This is a genomic window from Agrobacterium sp. NPDC090283 (assembly GCF_044769685.1).
Taxonomy (GTDB): Bacteria; Pseudomonadota; Alphaproteobacteria; order Rhizobiales; family Rhizobiaceae; genus Agrobacterium.
In genome coordinates this window covers 1-16,970 of record NZ_JBIVYG010000002.1, presented here as the reverse complement: position 1 = coordinate 16,970, position 16,970 = coordinate 1, and the positions used below count along the sequence as shown (strand labels likewise).

10 protein-coding genes are annotated in these 16,970 nt (G+C 57.8%); 1 reads left to right on the top strand and 9 read right to left on the bottom strand.

Annotated features, from left to right (window positions below):
* Positions 1-111 precede the first annotated feature (111 nt).
* The 4 genes from ACIQUH_RS03115 to ACIQUH_RS03100 all read right to left on the bottom strand — a co-directional run bounded on the left by ACIQUH_RS03115 (position 112) and on the right by ACIQUH_RS03100 (position 5,049).
* On the bottom strand, positions 112-2,079 hold the full coding sequence (locus ACIQUH_RS03115) for a hypothetical protein (RefSeq protein WP_400812545.1): 1,968 nt from the start codon (positions 2,077-2,079) through the stop codon (positions 112-114).
* A 6-nt stretch (positions 2,080-2,085) separates the two neighbouring features.
* Positions 2,086-4,032, bottom strand: coding sequence for a hypothetical protein (locus ACIQUH_RS03110; RefSeq protein ID WP_400812543.1), 1,947 nt, complete (start codon positions 4,030-4,032; stop codon positions 2,086-2,088).
* A complete protein-coding gene (locus ACIQUH_RS03105) occupies positions 4,029-4,652 on the bottom strand; it encodes a hypothetical protein (RefSeq protein WP_400812541.1) in 624 nt (207 codons plus the stop codon). Before ACIQUH_RS03105 ends, ACIQUH_RS03110 begins: the two co-directional genes overlap by 4 nt.
* Positions 4,653-4,815: 163 nt before the next feature.
* Positions 4,816-5,049, bottom strand: coding sequence for a hypothetical protein (locus tag ACIQUH_RS03100; protein ID WP_400812539.1), 234 nt, complete (start codon positions 5,047-5,049; stop codon positions 4,816-4,818).
* A gap of 229 nt (positions 5,050-5,278) precedes the next feature.
* Here ACIQUH_RS03100 and ACIQUH_RS03095 point away from each other — a divergent pair, with 229 nt between their 5' ends.
* Positions 5,279-9,241, top strand: coding sequence for a hypothetical protein (locus ACIQUH_RS03095; RefSeq protein WP_400812538.1), 3,963 nt, complete (start codon positions 5,279-5,281; stop codon positions 9,239-9,241).
* 686 nt (positions 9,242-9,927) lie between these two features.
* Here ACIQUH_RS03095 and ACIQUH_RS03090 read toward each other — a convergent pair.
* From ACIQUH_RS03090 to tssI, 5 genes are all read right to left on the bottom strand, one after another.
* Entirely contained in the window at positions 9,928-10,530 is a 603-nt protein-coding gene (locus tag ACIQUH_RS03090; protein WP_400812536.1) for an AP2/ERF family transcription factor, read from the bottom strand.
* A 174-nt stretch (positions 10,531-10,704) separates the two neighbouring features.
* Positions 10,705-11,718, bottom strand: coding sequence for a hypothetical protein (locus ACIQUH_RS03085; RefSeq protein WP_400812534.1), 1,014 nt, complete (start codon positions 11,716-11,718; stop codon positions 10,705-10,707).
* 10 nt (positions 11,719-11,728) lie between these two features.
* Entirely contained in the window at positions 11,729-13,264 is a 1,536-nt protein-coding gene (locus ACIQUH_RS03080; protein ID WP_400812532.1) for a PAAR-like domain-containing protein, read from the bottom strand.
* The gene (locus tag ACIQUH_RS03075) at positions 13,261-14,331 is read right to left on the bottom strand and encodes a DUF2169 domain-containing protein (protein WP_400812530.1); all 1,071 of its coding nucleotides are present in this window, start codon (positions 14,329-14,331) and stop codon (positions 13,261-13,263) included. Before ACIQUH_RS03075 ends, ACIQUH_RS03080 begins: the two co-directional genes overlap by 4 nt.
* An 8-nt stretch (positions 14,332-14,339) precedes the next feature.
* Positions 14,340-16,568, bottom strand: a complete 2,229-nt coding sequence (gene tssI / locus ACIQUH_RS03070; RefSeq protein ID WP_400812528.1) for a type VI secretion system tip protein TssI/VgrG — start codon at positions 16,566-16,568, stop codon at positions 14,340-14,342.
* Positions 16,569-16,970: the final 402 nt, after the last annotated feature.

Below are 16,970 nucleotides of genomic sequence, written 5' to 3'. Positions count from 1 at the left end.
AAAACTCGGCCGCAAAGAGCAATAATTCCTTTTTTGTTCTCAAATATCGGACAGATCATTCACTTTCGTGTCGTGACGCTTGGATGCACCGGGAACCGAAATTGCTACTGATCATTTCATCGGCGCGGCGCGTCGAGACTTCCCCTTTCTGGCCTTTGCCGCCACCGTCGCAGTGCTCGGCGTCTCGCGGCGGCCCGGCACCTTGACGATCAGGACGGCCCGCTCGGTTCCATCGTCGAGAAGATCGCCGGTCCGCGTCTCGTACCAGGTGTCCATGTGCGCCAGTCGGCTGTTCTTCTTAGAGAGATCGAGGACCAGCATCACGCCGAGCTTGACGTTGGTCGCCTGATAGATCGCGGTCTGCTCTCCGTAGGATGCTAGTAGGTTGTCGAACGAAGCGTCGGCCAGCTCCCGCTTAACCTCGATGATGATGACGACCCCGTTGGAGGTGTAGGCCACGTCCGCCCGCCCTCCGGCGACGCCTCTCAGTTCATCGGTGACGGGAAGTCCGGCGGAGCGCGCGTGTCGCAGGAAATCCTGCTGGATTTCCTTTTCGAGGGGCGGCGGCCTGCCGCGCTCGAAGAGGTATTCGGAGAAGCGATCCAGCTCCACGGAGCTGTCGAGCTTCTGTGCCAGGAAGTTCGCGACCCCCAGGACAAGTGCGAGGAAGTGACTTCGGACCGAAGGCTTCACGTAGTCTTCGATGGAGGCGAAGGCCCGGTCCACGGTCTCCAGCATCCGGCGAATGGCGATACCGACGTTCTGCGATTGATGCGCGTACACGACCTTCGCCGCCGTGGCCACGAGATCCTCGTACGCTTCGTCGCTAGTGGATCGAACCCTTTCCTTGAGCGCGGAATCCAGTGGGTCGCTGGATCCCGCGTCGGTAGGGAAATCGGCTCCTCCCTGGTAGGAGGCCTCCATGGCCGCGGCAAGGTCGTGCGTAAGTTCGGCATCAAACTTCGCTGCATGCCGACGCAGCCACGCCGACAGTTGCAGCAGATGGTTCCGATTGCCGAAAAGGCGGGGCTCAAGGACAGGTCTGATCACGCAGTCGATGCCGCGACCTGGTCGACCGGCGAAGACAGACCGATTGGCTTCGTAGGCGAACAGAAGATGCTTTTCGATGATCTCTACCGCCTCGAGCCAGACGTCCTCGTCGAGCCTGGTTGTCAGAGCTGCCAGATTGCCGGCGAGCGATGCAAGCCCCGCGACCTGGCTGGCGATCGACCCGAGAACCGGGTCGCTTCTGCCCATCAAGGAGTACTCGGAATATGCGAAGGCGCTTGCGCGCATCTCCCGTAAGGACGCGTCCAGTCCCGAAGGAATCCTCCGCGCGTGAAACTCCATCAGCAGCTCGATCGCCAGTCGATACGAGCGCGCGTCGTGCCGACTGTCTCTCAACGCCACGGCCCGGTCAAACGCCTCCCGTGCATCGCCAAGGTGGCGCACTACGCTTGCTGTGTCTTCGGCTTCGATCGCCTGCTGCAGGGACACCAGTCCTAGTTCGAAATGTACCTGGTCGGCCGCCCCGACGACGTCACCCAGTAGGTGAAGGAAATCTGCCAGCGCAGGATTGCGCGTCTTCCCGTGAAGGACACCGGCGATCCTTGCGGCGTGTGCAAGATATGCGGGTTCATCCTCCGGAGAGGTCTCCGACAGTTCCGCGACCAGCCTGGCAAGCCGTATCGCATCGTCGCGCGCGAACGCGAGCGCCCCCTTCAGGGCTGCGGTACGCAGCGGTGTCGGTTTCCCGCGCTCGACAGCGAGCGCCAGAAGACGCCTGAACACTCTCGTCTCGACGGCTGTATCGGCGAAATGAAGCGCGAGGAGGCGATTAGAGATCGAATTCAGCTCCGGTCCGCGATCGATCACGACCAGAACTTCGGCCAGAAACGCGTCGATGTCGGCAGGGCGGGCATCCCGGAATGGGAGCACCATGTCGACGATTATGTCCGAGAACACGGACGCGCCGACGCGAGCGCCGTCCGACAGGAGGCTCTCAAGCCCTCCGAACCGGTCGACGGTCGGTGTCTCCTGGTGGGAGAGCAGACCCTCCATGATCTCGTCGTATTGCATGGCCGCCTACCACAGATATCCGTCCGCTCGATTCTTCACCACGTTATCGCCAGGAACATGGCTGAGGATGGCCTGGTTTTCGATACCTGCGAGGAAGACCTGGACGGTCGGCAAGGCGCCCGACAGCTTTGCCAGGCCTTCGATGATCTGGGAGACGTCCTCGTTGACGACTTCGGCGCTTCCCACGGAATCAAGAAGCAGAACGCCGGGATGCCTGCCGATGCCGCTATCTTCGGCCACATGGATCATGGCAAGGGTCGCGGCGAGCTTCAGGCGTGTTTTTTCGCCCGACGTGCACTTGCTGAAGGTCTTCGGGCCGCCCACGAAGACGACGTCCATGGTCGTGTTTCCCTTCAGCTTCACTTCCCTGAGGTCCGTGATGCCGAATGTCTGCGCGAATTTCGCCGTCAGGTCCGATACGCGGCCAAGCACGTTGGTCTGTTCTTCCTTATACATCTTTTCGGTCGCCGTGATGGCGGCGTCGAGAAGCCCAACGTCCGAGGTCGCCATGACTGGCGCCTCGCCCGCCATCTTTTGCAATTCCTCGATCTGGGCATCCAGCTTCAGGAGCTCCATCTGTCCGTCCGGACGGGCCTGAATGTCCTTCATCTCCTGCTCGAGTCGCCTCGATTCGAGATCGTACCGATCCCGCTCGGCCTCAGCATCCGCCTTTTTTCGCGTGAAGTCGGCGAGCCGTGTCCGAAGCTTCTTGGCTTCGTCCTTGGCTACCTTCACGGCTTCCCGTAGTTCTGCCTCGACTCCGGCGGAGTCATCGGGGCCACGCGGCTCCGCCCGGCCGCAGACGATGCAGTCGTGGTGACCCTGTCTGACGGTACGGACTTCTTCATCGTAGACCTCCTCGCAACTTGGGCACGAAACAGGGTTGAGACGACGGAAGATGTGGCCGGCCGCCTGGCTCTCCAGAAACGCGCTCAGCTCGCGCGATGTCGCGGTGACGGCGTCTTCGGCTGCCCGACGCTGACCGTCGATCTCGGCGATCAGGATGACGTTCTTGCGTACCTTCTCTGCCGCAGCCATGAACTTCGTCAGCGCCTCGGAAACCGCCCTCTGCACTTCAGCAACCGGTCTCTCCTTGGACTGGGTAGCCACGATCTTCGCTCGGCTCTTCAGAAGCTCGTCGAGACGTGTCCGGGCTGCGTCAGAGACCTGCCGCTGGGCCTTCGCCTTCTGGTCGCCTTCGATCTGCTCGCGCTTTCTCGCCTCCATTAACGACGCCCGCGTCATGATCCAGGGAAGGCCCAGATACATCTGCATCATGCGGGTAGGCTTCCCGTGGCTGATGTCGGAGCCGCCGAACACCGTCGAAGGATCCGGTTCGAACCACATGGCTCCGAAAAGCCAGTTCCAACCGTGCCTCTGCTCGACACCCGACCCGTCTTCGCGTTCCGCGATGACCTCGAGGGAGTCGAGACCGAGCTCCTTCAGGAAGAAGCTGTCCATCGCCTCGGCGAAGGCCCTCGAATCCTCGAACTGCGCGACCACGAACTCTCTGCCACGGACGAACTTCAGGAGCTTTCCGATGCTCCGCTCGGCGTTGTCGAGGCGGACTTCGAACTCGTCGTTATCGATGTTGAACCTCAGTGAGAGGGTACGAAACCAGCCGTTCATGTCCGAGGGCAGGGTACGGGTTCCTGTCAGCGCCCACCGGATGATCTTCAGGAGCGACGTCTTGCCCTTGAAGTTTTTCGAGGAGACGAATGCGTGCAGACCGACGTCCATGTCCTCTCGGGAAAAGTCGATGGCCGACGTTTCATAGTCGCCCGTCTTGGTTCCGTAGAACTTGAGGCTGACCAGCCTCAGGCGTCGCGGGACGGCGTGCGTGAGCCGCGGCTCGATACCGTGCCGTTTGAGCAGCGCCTCCACCTCGTCGACGCCTCGACCGGTCTTATTGGCAATTTGTGAGACCCATTGGTCGCGTGTGATCGCGCTCATGCTTCGATTTCCTCCAGTCTGGCACGGACGCGGTCGGCAATCGTCGGAATGAGATCGTGGAGCTGCGCTTCGTGGTATTCTTTCTGTTGATGCTGCCGATCCTTTAGTGCGCTCCCGCCGCGCCCCTTGGCGATTTTTAGGACGAGCTTTGCACGGGCGGCGTACCACTCGAAGATCGAGTGCTCCCTGACGATCCTGCCGACGAGTTCTATCCCAACTTCGCTCAGGAGAAAATGACGGGGATTGGCGGTGGGATGGAGCACGGTCACAGGCCGAACGAGTCCTGCGACGGCAAGGATCGAAAGCACGGTGTCGAGCGGCTCGTAAGCGCCGAAGTAGCGACGCAGCATCGGGATCGCCTTCTCGGAAGGCTCGTTGTCGTCGAAGATCGTTCGCGCGGCATCCAGGAGCGCCTGATCCCCGGATTCGAGATACTGCGCCAACAGTTCGTCCGCGAGATAGTCGGGGTACCGAACCCAGAAGTCTAGGGCCTGGAGCCGCGTCTCGCCTTCGAAGCGGCGCGGATAGTCGTGGGACGTGTCGGGGTCGGGATTTTCGACCGAGCCTTCTGCCAGAAGGAAAAGGATTCGAACCGCGTCACGATATTCTGTGTTTGCCATGCATTGCCTCGAAATGGACAGCCACATCGAAGCAGTGTGTCCTCCAGGTTGCATTTAAATCGATCTCGGGCTCCAGGTAAAGATCGGTGGAGGTAGTTAGCGAAAGCTGCCTGGGGAGGAAAGGGACCGCGCCGGATGCATGCATCGACCGACTGAAGGCGGGTCAGTTACCGAACCTTCTCATGATCTCCGCTCGCTCCCGAGCATCGCCGATACCGTACCGGACGCGCAGCTCGAAATCGAGATCGTCGAAGACTCCTCGCGTCGGTTCTGGAAACCGCCTGGCGTGGTCGATCCTCGTCCGGAAGCAGGCCTTCAAACTCTCGAAGGCTTCCAGGACCCGCGACGCGTCCAGATATCGTCCGTTCCCGCGCGACAGTCTCTCCGCCTCGTCCATGTCGATCTCGTGCTGCCGATGGTCAGCCTCTCCTTCAGCGCCGACCTTATCTCAGCGACCGTAAGGTAGACCTCGCCGACATCGCGGCGCTCCTACTGCAGGCGAGGGGCGATGTCCGCGCAGTCGGAGCAGACGTCGATCTCCCACCGCCGGGTGATGCGGAACACGAACGTTGCGGCTGGCCGCAAACCTCCGTACATGTACCGGTCCAGGAGAACGAGGCCCGATTATGGACGACAAGACGACGAGCGCGCCGGCAGGGCTGGCAGGGTACGATTATCAGGTCGATGTCTCGATCTACCTTGCACTTGACCTCATGCTCGTGCGCAAGCGCCTTGACGAGATCACACTAGAACCCGCCAACCACGAGGACCTTGCCGCCGACCTTAGGGACGAAACGCAAGTCTCGTCCGCAACACGCATCATAATCGGGGGCTATCCACTTATCGTACAGGCCAAGCTTCGCCACGGCGAGCCGTGGTCGGACACCGACCTCGAAACCCTTCTGACCAAGGGCAAGAAGCGCAAATCACCCAACACCCTTTTGACCGAGGACACGACGCTCCGGTATCTGCTTGTCACTAGCGCCGCCACCAAGGGTGTCGCTCGTGATTTGCGGATGGGTTCGGTCGGCGGAACCTGGCCCGCGCATCTGCCACCTAACATTGGATCGCGGCTTCCCGGCCTGGATGGGCGCATTGCTGTTCTTGACGGTCTCGATGAAGCGAAGCTCGATGGTCAGATCCGCGACCTTCTCCAGACGACCTGCAAGGTGCCACTCACCCACATCCCCAACTGCATTAAGGAACTGCGGTCCGTCGCGCTTAAACACATGCGCAACGGCCCCAGCGTCTGGACGCGCGACGCGCTGGAGAAGACCATCACCGCCTTCGGCGGCTATCTGACAACGGCGCCCGAGGTGGGAATGTTCGTAAAACCGACAAACTGGGGCGAACTGCAGAAAAAGCTGGCGACTCAGTACGGCGTGATCATCAGCGGCAGCTCTGGAACGGGAAAGACGACGGCCGCCGAAGTTCTGCTCGATGAACTACGCAGCTCTCCGTACGGCGCATTCAAGGTGATCCGCGTGACAGGCGGACCCGAGCAGGTCTGGAAATCGAAGGAAACCGGCCGCGTTGTCTTCATGATCGAGGATCCTTGGGGCAAGTACCGGTACCACCCCGAGCAAGGTGTCTGGAATCGCGACCTCGACCGCATGCTAAACGAGGCGCATGCCGACCGACAATTCATCGTTACCACCCGGTCAGATGTCCTTAAGGAAAGCGGTGAACGGCTTTCAGGACGATGGTTTGTCCCATTGGAGACGCAGCACTACGGACAACGCGAACGCTTCCGTCTCTTCGACAACCAGGTCCGGCTTCTGCCTGAGGTCCTGAAGCCTCCGGTATACGCGTACCGCGACTTGATCCTCAAACGCCTCGAAAGCCCGTACGAAATCCAAAAATTCTTTGACGGGCTCGCGGACGACCAGTTGCCCGACGAGACCGTGCCGACCTTCATTGATCGCTGCCTTGGTTGCGCGCACATCGACGCGATCGAGAATACTATTGTTGATCAGGTCGAAGACCGCCACGACACGCTTCCCGCGATCGCTATCTGGGGCCTTCTGAAGGCGCTACCGCGCCTTTCATGGGAAGTGGTACCGCAACTCGCGGACGCGATCGGCGCGAGCGACCTAGAACTCGAGGACAAGATCGTCCCTCTGATTCGCTTTATGGCCGCAGGGCGTAATCTGCGTCAGCCGAACGATGTGTTGAGCTACTACCACCCACGTGTTGAGGCGGGGCTAGAGCGGATCATTAAGGATCACGGCGCCCGTGCTGCCCGTCTCTTGGGCGTCATAGTCGATGTGCTGATCGCCATCGATAGCTACGATGGCGCCGACTGGGGCCACGAAGCGGCGGCACGCCTTGTCCAGGGCGCTAAGAACGATTGCGTCCGGGTAACGGTCAGTCGGGGTGCTCAGGTCGCGATCGATGCTCATGTTCGGACCCGGTTGCTGACGGATTCTGATACGCTCGAATTCGACCTCAAGCTGGCGGCCGACGTCGGTTCCCCTACGGACACGATTACGCTGTTTGCGCGCTGGTTCAGCGCACGTGGAAAGACGTTCGGATTGCTTCAGAACTGGCGCGAAACGCCCGTCAGCTCAGCCGATGCTTCGCGTATGGTGGCTGATCTCGATGTCAGCATCGTAGCAGGGCGCGTCATTCGTGAAATGCTGGCACGGACGAACGATAATTTCCCAGACGACTTCGCCGACCGCATTGCGGTCGTGGCCGGCGTCCAGACCGACGCTTTTCGGGACGCGGCGCTGCGGATGGTCGGATTCGGCTATGAAGTCAACGCCAAGGTGGTTGGCAAGGGGGCCTTAACCGATTTTACCGGGTTCGAAGCCGTGGTCGACGCGGCGATCGACGTAAGCGTTCGCCTGCGCGGCGACTACGATGGATCGGTCTGGCTCGAAATTCGCAACGGCGAACACAGCGAAGACTACGCCGAGCATCTCACCGACATGCACCACGATGACGGCGACACGGCCGACAGCTTCATCCGGCTCTACGTCGCCGAGTTACGCCGACGGTCGGGCTGGAACACCATCGTCGCGCGCCCCCGCTCGGCGGAACTAGTCTGGGGCTGGATCCAAGTACTCGGTGGCGATGGCGTCATCCCGCAGCCGGGCGAAATGGTGGGCCTAGCCGACGCCGTGCGCGGGCACCGCCACGACGCACACTTCTGGGACATGGCGCGCAACAAATGGTCGGCCGATCTCGACTCACGACTGGACGATTATTTGAAGACGCCGGGGCTCGCCGAGGATAAGCGCTATGCTGTCCTGAAGACCATGATCGTGAACGAACCGGCGCAGGGACACGCGTGGATCCAAGCAATGGCGACAGTCGAGGATCTGCAGGGCGTCCTGCGGGCGATGACCGATCTGCGCGTACTGGTGAACGGTTACGAACTGAAAGCCGAGATTATGGCCTTCGCGGCGGACGCACCGGATCAAGCCGGACCCTACGCACAGTTGGCCCGAGCGGTGCTCGACGAGACTCCATATGCGCTGTCGCCGATCGAGATCGATCGGCTCGAAGCCTTCGACGCCGCCAGTCCCGACCTGCAGGTCGTGCTAGTCCGGCTCCTTGCAGGGGCGGGACGACCGGTCCGAAAATATATCGAAAGCCTGCTGGCGGGAAATGAAATCGAGGATATCGGTCGTGCTACGACCGCGCTCGCGTTCGCGGCCAAAGAGGGACTATTGGACATCGTTGAAGGTGCGCTGAAGCACCGGTTCGCCGATGTCCGGCGTGACGCACTGCTTGCGATCGCGAACGGCCTCGTCGCTCCACTTCCCGCTCACATCCTAGCGATGGCGCACGACAAGGGAAGCGGAGTGCGCAGGGCGGTCGTTGAAATTCTGGGCGCCAAACCTGATGCCGCACATCAGGCAACCCTCATTGGCCTGACTGCGGACACCTGGACACGCGCCGAGATCTACTATGGCGAGGAGGCGAGCTATCCCATCGCTACCGCTGCAGCCAAGTTGCTAGGCGACCAAGCTCCGCTCTTCGCCGACGCGATCGACACTCTGATGACGCAAGCCGCCGTGACAAGTGATCCGGATCTACGCAATGCGTTGCTGCTGGCGGTCGCCAAGCAAGGTGATGTCGCTGGCCGTGATCGACTGGCGGATATAGCCCTCGAGATCGGGCGACCACGATTGCATGGGGCCGCCGCTGAAGCCCTCTTCCTCTCCGGTGATCGGTCGCCAATCCGCGCCGCTCGATTCGAGAAACATCTTCTATCCGATGGCGCGCCGAACGTGGCGGTAAGCATGGCGCTAGTGGTGGGCTCGACGGGTGACAAGACCGCCGTCCTGACCCTCGCCCGCACGCTCTACATGAACCCGGATCGGTCCGCCCTTGTCGTCCCACTGCTGCTTGGGGCTGCCTTCGGGGAGGAGGGCCTCATGGACGCAATCGCTGCGCTACTTCCCGATGAGATACGCACTGGCCTGGCCCTCGCCTTCAACGAAGACGTCTTGGCGCCGAGGACACTTCTCGATCCGCTAGGTGATTTCAGGCTCCGCAGTGCGGTTATCGACCGTTTGCACAAACTCTTCGAGCCCAAACCCAAAGACGCCCAGCCCGTTTTCAAGAAGAGGTTCTAGCGTGCTTGGCGGCGTCGGGGCAGATGTCTCGTTTGAGAATATAGCGACTTGATGACTTGTGTTGGTTGCCTGCCGCAAGTTCGAAATGGAAGCCGACTTACCCGCCTGCCAGCGGACGCCTTCATGAGCCGACAAGGTGCCAAAAGCCATTATCATCGTCATGGCGAGAAAAGGCGGTAATGGCCTCGGGTGCGAACCTTCCACGGACGCTATGAAGAATGTCCATGATCGGCCCTTTGTCGTCATTCTAGACCGATCCTCGAAAGGCTGAGATGGGTGAGAGGCAGGCGGGTTGGTATCGCTTGCCAGCGGCGACAGCTACACGCTAAGAGCGGACCTTCGCCAACTTCTAGTGACGAGGCGGGCAAAGAGCAACAGCAGGAACCAGCGACGACCTCGTTCATGGCTGCAGGCCACCGCTAGTAATATCATTCCTCCGAAGACGGATCGTCGGCTATCCCTGTGGTGTGCCACTGGATGTGACAATGGGCGCACTGAAAACATTCGGCTTTTTTCTTGTTCGTGCCATCCAAAATGACATTGCTCCAGTGACCTTTGACACAGAAGTAAGGTATCTGTTGAGCCTTGCTGCGGTGGGAAGGTGAGAGCGGGCTGACAAGCCGTAAGACCGTATGTCCGTCTTACCGAGGTCGCGTCGACGACAGCGGTTGTTGCCGCTGTCGAGATCATCGCATCGGATCATACAATTCCCGATGCAAAGCTAAAGCGTCGGAACTTCGCAACGCAGGCTCCTCGCCATTCTCCACCGCGAGTACCATGCGAATTCGCTCTTCTTCCGCAAGTCGGCGAGCTTTGTCGTACCCATATTTCCCTACGTTGAACGTCCGTGTGAGAGCCCTGCGACGCCGTTTTGCGGTGGAGTCTCGGCCGCCGTCTTCGACCTGTAATTCGATCCTTGCGATCCAGGCACCGTCTTTCGAATGTTCACCCGGCTTGTTGTAGTAGACGCCTGGCAGGCTGCTTCCCTCGGAGCGGTTCCTGCGCACCTGCATCCTCATATCTCTATTGGTCAAGGGAGGCACGACCTTCATAACCGCATCACGGTAAGCCTTGGCAACGGTCAGCGCCTGCTCACGGCCGCCATAGGTGCCGTCACTGAAGGTCATCTGAAACGTCTTCCCACCACGGGAAAAGTTGACCAGCCATGCATTCTGGCCATGACGGTCGGCATCAACCCGACTGATCGCGTACATGGCGTTGTCGTTGGACTTGACCGGACGTTCAGCTTGAGCGGTCGATTTTTGATTTTCGGGGTGTGGATTACCCATTCTGCGCACCATCGTTCAGTTCGTTCCCGATAGATCAAAGTCAGATCACCATCACCAAGACAAGTAATCGTTGAGCAATGGGTGCCGAATGGTCCCGTCATCCTGTTCATGTATGAAGACTATCAGTCATAAATTGGAGCAAATGACGTGGACGTTAGCAAAAGTTTGACTATGTCAATATGCAGTGTTGTCCCCATGTTGATAGAACGTAAAGGACTCGCCATCATAGCGGAAAGCGTGGCGATCGGTTGAAATCCAGAGATAGTTATCAGATACATTACCGAGGCTGATGATCTGAGCTTTGCCATCTAGTTTTTCGCTGGTCAGCAATCGTATTCTTGAGCCTTCCAACACATAGAGACCTTGTAAGGTGCCGAGATATATTTTTTCTTTGAATTTGCGAACCGACCAGATGTAACTGCCCGGAAAAAACTCTCCTAAGTTACGGAACCCAGATCGCACGTTGCCAGACAGAACAACGCCGTCTTTTCCTGCAACCAGTATTTCATCCGAGGAAACGCAGTGCAAAGATGTAAGGATGGAGCTGGTACCAGTTTCAATCTTTGTCCACGTTAAACCGTCAAAATGAAAGAGATTTCCTCCATTTCCACACACGTAGACATCCGTTTCAGTAAGGCCTCCAATGTCATTGAAATTGGGTGCCTTTTGCAATGATTGAGTCAATTGACGCAGCATGCTGTCGGAAATAGAAGCGGAATCGGAAAATGACGAGCTGAGAGCGCTCTCGCCTCGTTTGACTAAATCACTATCGATAGGCGTCCAACCAGTTTCGTCGCGCCTGTATACTTGGCCAAAACTACCGCAGACGAAAAGAGTTGAGCCGATTTCTTGAATTCGCGTGACTGCGCCCAAGGCGCGCTCCCCGCTGAGGCCTGCACCTATAATTTTTTCATAAGTTTGTCCGGAAGAATTGGCTATCTCGATATCTCCTTCTCCGGTCAAAGCGCACGCGGCGCGCTTCACGCCATCTCGAGCACGACGCAAACACACTGATACGACCTGCTCATTTGGCCAGTCCCGATAATGCCATACTGATTCTGTGTCAGGGCATAAGTAGTAAATTCGAGTGAACTCTGCATCCACAGGGAGTTCATCTGGTATCGTTGCGATTACGAATATGTCGTCCGCCGCAGCACAGGCAACGACGAATTTGACAGGTACAACCATAGAACTCTCCTTACAATGAGCCTGCACTACCGGACTGACCGGTACCAGTGCCAACGCTATTGGGATCAACGTTAATTTTACCCGTCGGATCAGCCCTAAATAAGGTGTTCCCAGGCAATTTGCGTTCGTTTCGGTGATAGTCCCGTAGTTGCTTGAGGAGATCGACCGGATCGCAACCGGTGACCGCCGCGGCCGCCGCAACCCCGATCATCTCAAGTTGATCGAGCCTCGCAGTACCTTTTGTGCCACCGAGGGATTTTTCCAAAGGATTATATATCCCGTGTATCAGACCATGCTCATTCGCAGACGGACCGTTGAATTTTGGAGTTCCCCCGTCTACGCATATCGAATAGCCGTCACCGTGCGGTACGCCTCCCTTATACAAAGCACCATCTGCGCCGGGGGCACGAAATGCCCTGTCTGCAACCACATGATGTGGCGTTGAATACGGTGCTGCATCTAGGCAGCCTTTCTTGTATTGCCTCAAAGTGCAATTACGCCGCCTGCGCGGTTGGCCGTCTATCGAAACATTTCCAGGAGTTCTGCCTGTCGGCTCAGGTCGCGTCAGCGTATCGATTTGCTGCTGATTTTCTTTTTTCTTTTCGTCTGTCAAGTATTGTAAGCGAAGACGATCCTCCGCATTAGGATCTGCACTAACCTCGTTAGCGTAATCTTTGATGGTCCCAGGATACCACTTACCAAACGGAGTATTTTTAAACTGGGTCTCCATTTGATTTTCAATGGCCTGAGGCGTTCGTCCCTGAATTGCTAGGTCCTGCTGATGTGCTTCTTCGAGGCGCTGAGGCATTGTCCCCAAACGTTCAAATGCCTCCTTTATCAGCCAAACCTCCGTCAGGAGCCACCATCGTGCCCAGGGTGGCGGAGCCTTAGGTTGAGAAGTAGGAGGGTTTGCAGGTGGTTTGGGTTGCTCAGCCGGGGGACTCACAGGTTGGGGTGCAGGTCTAGTCGGTGTAGTAGATGGGGCGAATCTACCGTGCGTGTCCAGGTACGCGTATTGTTGCCCTGGAACATACTGAAATGGTGCGGCGTCACTCATTATTGGACTGGTCGAACGTGACACGATGCTATCTTCGGCGGTATCTGATACTGATGCCGTTTCGTCTTCAGGCTCCCTAATTGGCGGCGTCGGATCGAACGATTTTTGATGTTTGGGCCAGACCAACTTGCCGATGGTGTTTTTATTATTCATCCACCATTCGTCGGAATGCCGAGTCGCCCATTGCCCTTCGATGCGAACGTTGTTCGAATGCTCCTTTCGGTGGCAGATCGACGAGACTGTATTGGAGCATACACCTAATCCCTTGCCCGGTTCGTCGCCTTTGCATGTCGTGACGATGGAGTTTTGCTTGTGGGCCCGTTGGCCCGTCATAAACACGCTGGAAGCCGTATTTGCATCGTCGTCCTGGTACGCGATGATGGTATAGGGCACGGGCGCAGTGGGAGAGCGGCATACGTCGGGGTATTTCGAGATGATGATACCTTCGCGGGTCGCGCGACTTCCTTCCCGAGGAGGGGGGATGCTCATGTTGTCTCCTCCGAAAGACCATCAATCGTTGCCCGTGGGAGACCAGACATCCGCATCTCATGAAGTTCGTCAACGGTTAGCTCGATGCGCAGGAAATTGGGGCAAATCGGCAACCACGAGCGCCATGTGATGTCCACCTGGTACGGCGCTTGGCGTAGGTCGATGTGCAAGCCATCGAGATTGAGAAGAACCCGGACCTCTCGTCCGTCACGCCACCGATAAAGCGCTGTCGGCTGTACATTTGGCAACGAAAATCGAAGGGTTCCGCCTCCCGGTGTCAGACGGGCAAGCTCGACCGATTCATCGCCTGCCAGATAGCCTGGGTAGATCATGTCAGGATGTGCAGACTGGTAGAAGCGGTAGTCGAAATCTTCCGGCAATTGCGGATGGCGCTCAGCTACCCACGCGTCGTCGTATGTTCCTGCATATTGCTGCCTCAGGCGCCAGAACGGCGGTACAGGTGAAAATCCCTTTGGCGTTCTGCTGGCGAAAACATCGGAATAGTCATCATCGAGAGAACCGATCAGCGCAACAGGTAACGCATCCTCATTTTCTTTCCCGTCTTTTGGTGGCCTTTTGATCCCTATAGGATTTTTCGGCACCTCTGGATCGTCATGCTGATCCCAGCTCAAATCGCCCGCAGCATTCCGATAATCCATTGCGACTTCGTCGATCGGTTCCGGTGCCGAGAGGTGCCAGCTTTTGGCGCGCCAAAGCCAGTGGCGACGTCCATTAATGCGAACAGCATTTGCCCACTTGCCGATGCGCACCCCGGCGATCCACTCGGCGCTGGGTTGACCGGTGGGTGCGTATGATTTTCCAAGAATGCTGATGTCAGTCGACGGCTTGAACGGTATGAGATCGGCTGCTTTCAGCAAGGGCGTCGTGTGAGGATCTCCCTCGTACTCGTCGACCAGAACGAGGTCCTGCTCAGGGGCAAGAGCCAGCGAACCATCGTCGTCAATCGTGTACCGGCCACGAACAGCAATCACGCCCATGTCATGGCCGTCACGATGAGCCTGCTCGAAGCCGATTGCTGCAAAAGGGGTGTCGTTACGTCCCAGCATAGCCCGCCTCAGTTCAGGTCGATAACGTCACCGTTGATCTGAACATGACCGGAGGCCGCGAAATTGAATTTCGTCCCCGTGATCGTCACATTCCCATCTTTGTCCATCATCAATTTCGACTGACCGCACTTGATAATGAACTCCTCTCCGGCATTGATTGTCATCGTGTGACCAACCGTGGTGTTTTTGAAAACGCCGATCTGCTCGGTACGCGCTATGCCAATGGTGTCGGTGCGAAATTTCTCGATCACAGTGCTGACGATCCCGCTCAGTGGAAGCAACTTGCTGAGAAGCCCACCCAGTGCAGACCCTGTCGACGTCTGCTCGCCACCGGCGCGCTTTGCAAAATTACCTGCGCTGTTGACATCAGCATTCGCCATGAGCGAGGCAGCCTCGGTTGCCACCCCTGAAGACGCAATTGCGCCAGCAAACTGCTGAAGTAGGGGATTATCAATCGCTGCCGCTCCATTCTTGCTATCGAGACCGCCCGCCGCAGCGATCCCGCTCAAAACTCCTAACAACGGAACGCCGCTAGCTCCACCACCAACCGTTAGGTTCATCGACCCTCCGATTTTCTCCTGATGATTCTGCCCGACATCGATTGATTTGTTTTGCCCTACGCTTTCGACTTGGTGAGCTTCGACGCGTTTGACGCGGTTGTTGAGAACTTTGAGGGTCTGGTCCTTCTGCGCGTGAAGAAACATGTTCTCCTGTCCAGCTTCATCTTCAAAAGAGAGTTCGTTATACCCTTTGCCCTTGTGGGTATTCGAGCGGAGCACCATGCGCGTCTTGTTAGCAGGAAGATCGTAAGGAACTCCATTGGCGGGGTTCGGCACCACGCCCGTCACAAGTGGTCGATCTGGATCACCATCCACAAAGGCAACCATCACCTCCATTCCGATACGTGGAATGATTTGTCCGCCCCACGTAGAGCCTGCCCAGTTCTGTGCTACCCGCACCCAGCATGTATCGGTGCCATCCTTCTTCGCCTTGCGATCCCATGGGAACCACAGCTTGATGCGCCCATACTGATCTGGGTGGATTTCTTCACCCGCTGGTCCTGCGACAATCGCAACCTGCGTGCCCTCAATGCGCGGACGCTTGGTAGAGCGATGTGGCGTCAGCGGCACGCGTGATGGGATCGCCTCGAACGCATTACCATATTCTGGTTCGTTACTGTTGGTCTCGTAGGAGCGATCCACGACGGTGTGGCTGGCCCGTATGATCACATGTTCTTCGTATTCATGTTCGGGATGAGCAACTTCGTATGGCGTGAAGCGCCGACCGGCTTCGAGGATGCGGGAAGTCGATCCACCGAAGACCCGGTCGTGATCGGCTTCGGTGGCTTGTGTTCTGAGCTTTTGCGCACGTTCAGCCTCGGCCACCGTCTTGATGCGGGAGGGATATTCGTAAAGCTCGCGCTTGGTCGCATCCGGCATCTGCACCAAAGACGGTGTCATCGTGCCAGGCACCATCGAGGGGGTTTCGAAATTCCAGTCCGCACCGGCGCGCTGGCCGGGGACGTAGGAAAAGCTGCGGGCCCAGTCGTTGATGTGATTGCGATCCGAAGAGCCTTGGGCAAGCCTCACCTTGCCTTCCCCTTGGGAAGAGGGCGACGGTCCAAGCCACCCGTTGGCGCTGTCGGCCACATGCAGCTTGTGGGAACCGTCCTCATGGCTAAAAAAGTAGAAGAGACCGTCCTCTTCAAAACGGCGTAGGAGATAGTCCAGGTCCGTTTCGTTCCATTGCACGCTGTACCCCTGTGCGGGCGGAGTGGTGATGATGCCCGACGTGTCCGGGGCTGAAATGCCATGCTCGGAAAAGAGGGTTTCGGCGATCTCGACCGTCGTCTTGTCCAACCAGATGCGGCAGTCGGAGCGGCGGGACAGCAGCCACATCTGCGGACGGATGGTCATGGCGTAGGAGCGAAGACCACGGGTAATGGGCGGGCCTTCATGGAGGTTCGTCACCAGACCGTTGAACGGGCGGCGGATACTGCCACCTTCGCCATCGCCCTGTTGCACCTCGACCGAGACATCGACCAGTCGACCAATCAGTTCTTCCGGCTTGACCGCTTCCTTCTTGGCGCGAACGCTGAGCTGTATTTCGAAGAGCTGCGACACGCCCTCGCTGACCACCATGCGCTCCGGCAGAAGCTGGTCTTCACCCAGCGGCGACTTGACCTTAAGAACGCGGCTCGCCTGGATCAAATCAGACGATGAAGGCTGGTCTGTCATGGGAAACCTCGATGATAGAGCGAAGAAAAACTCAATCTTTTGGCAAAATATGAAGAGAATGCAATCGACAATTGTGTCAAAAGCATGGGTTTCCTCGAAAATAAGACGCAGACAGCTTTTCCAATGTGAACATCATCTTTGTACGTCGCAAAATCAGCCTGAGTTCAACGATAAGTTCTCCGAAGAAACATCGCTGAAAATCGGGCACTCGTACCCTAGCCCGATGGCGATTCCTTTAATCCAAAACCGACACCGTCTCCCAAAAACAGGCAGGGAGACGCATATGTCCATTCAAGACAACTCGAACTGAATAGCCCCAAGATTTGTAGACACCTTCTTTCCTAATTTTGAGGCAAGAAGAGCATCATGGGCAAATCGAATTTCAGCGAAGAGTTTAAGCGT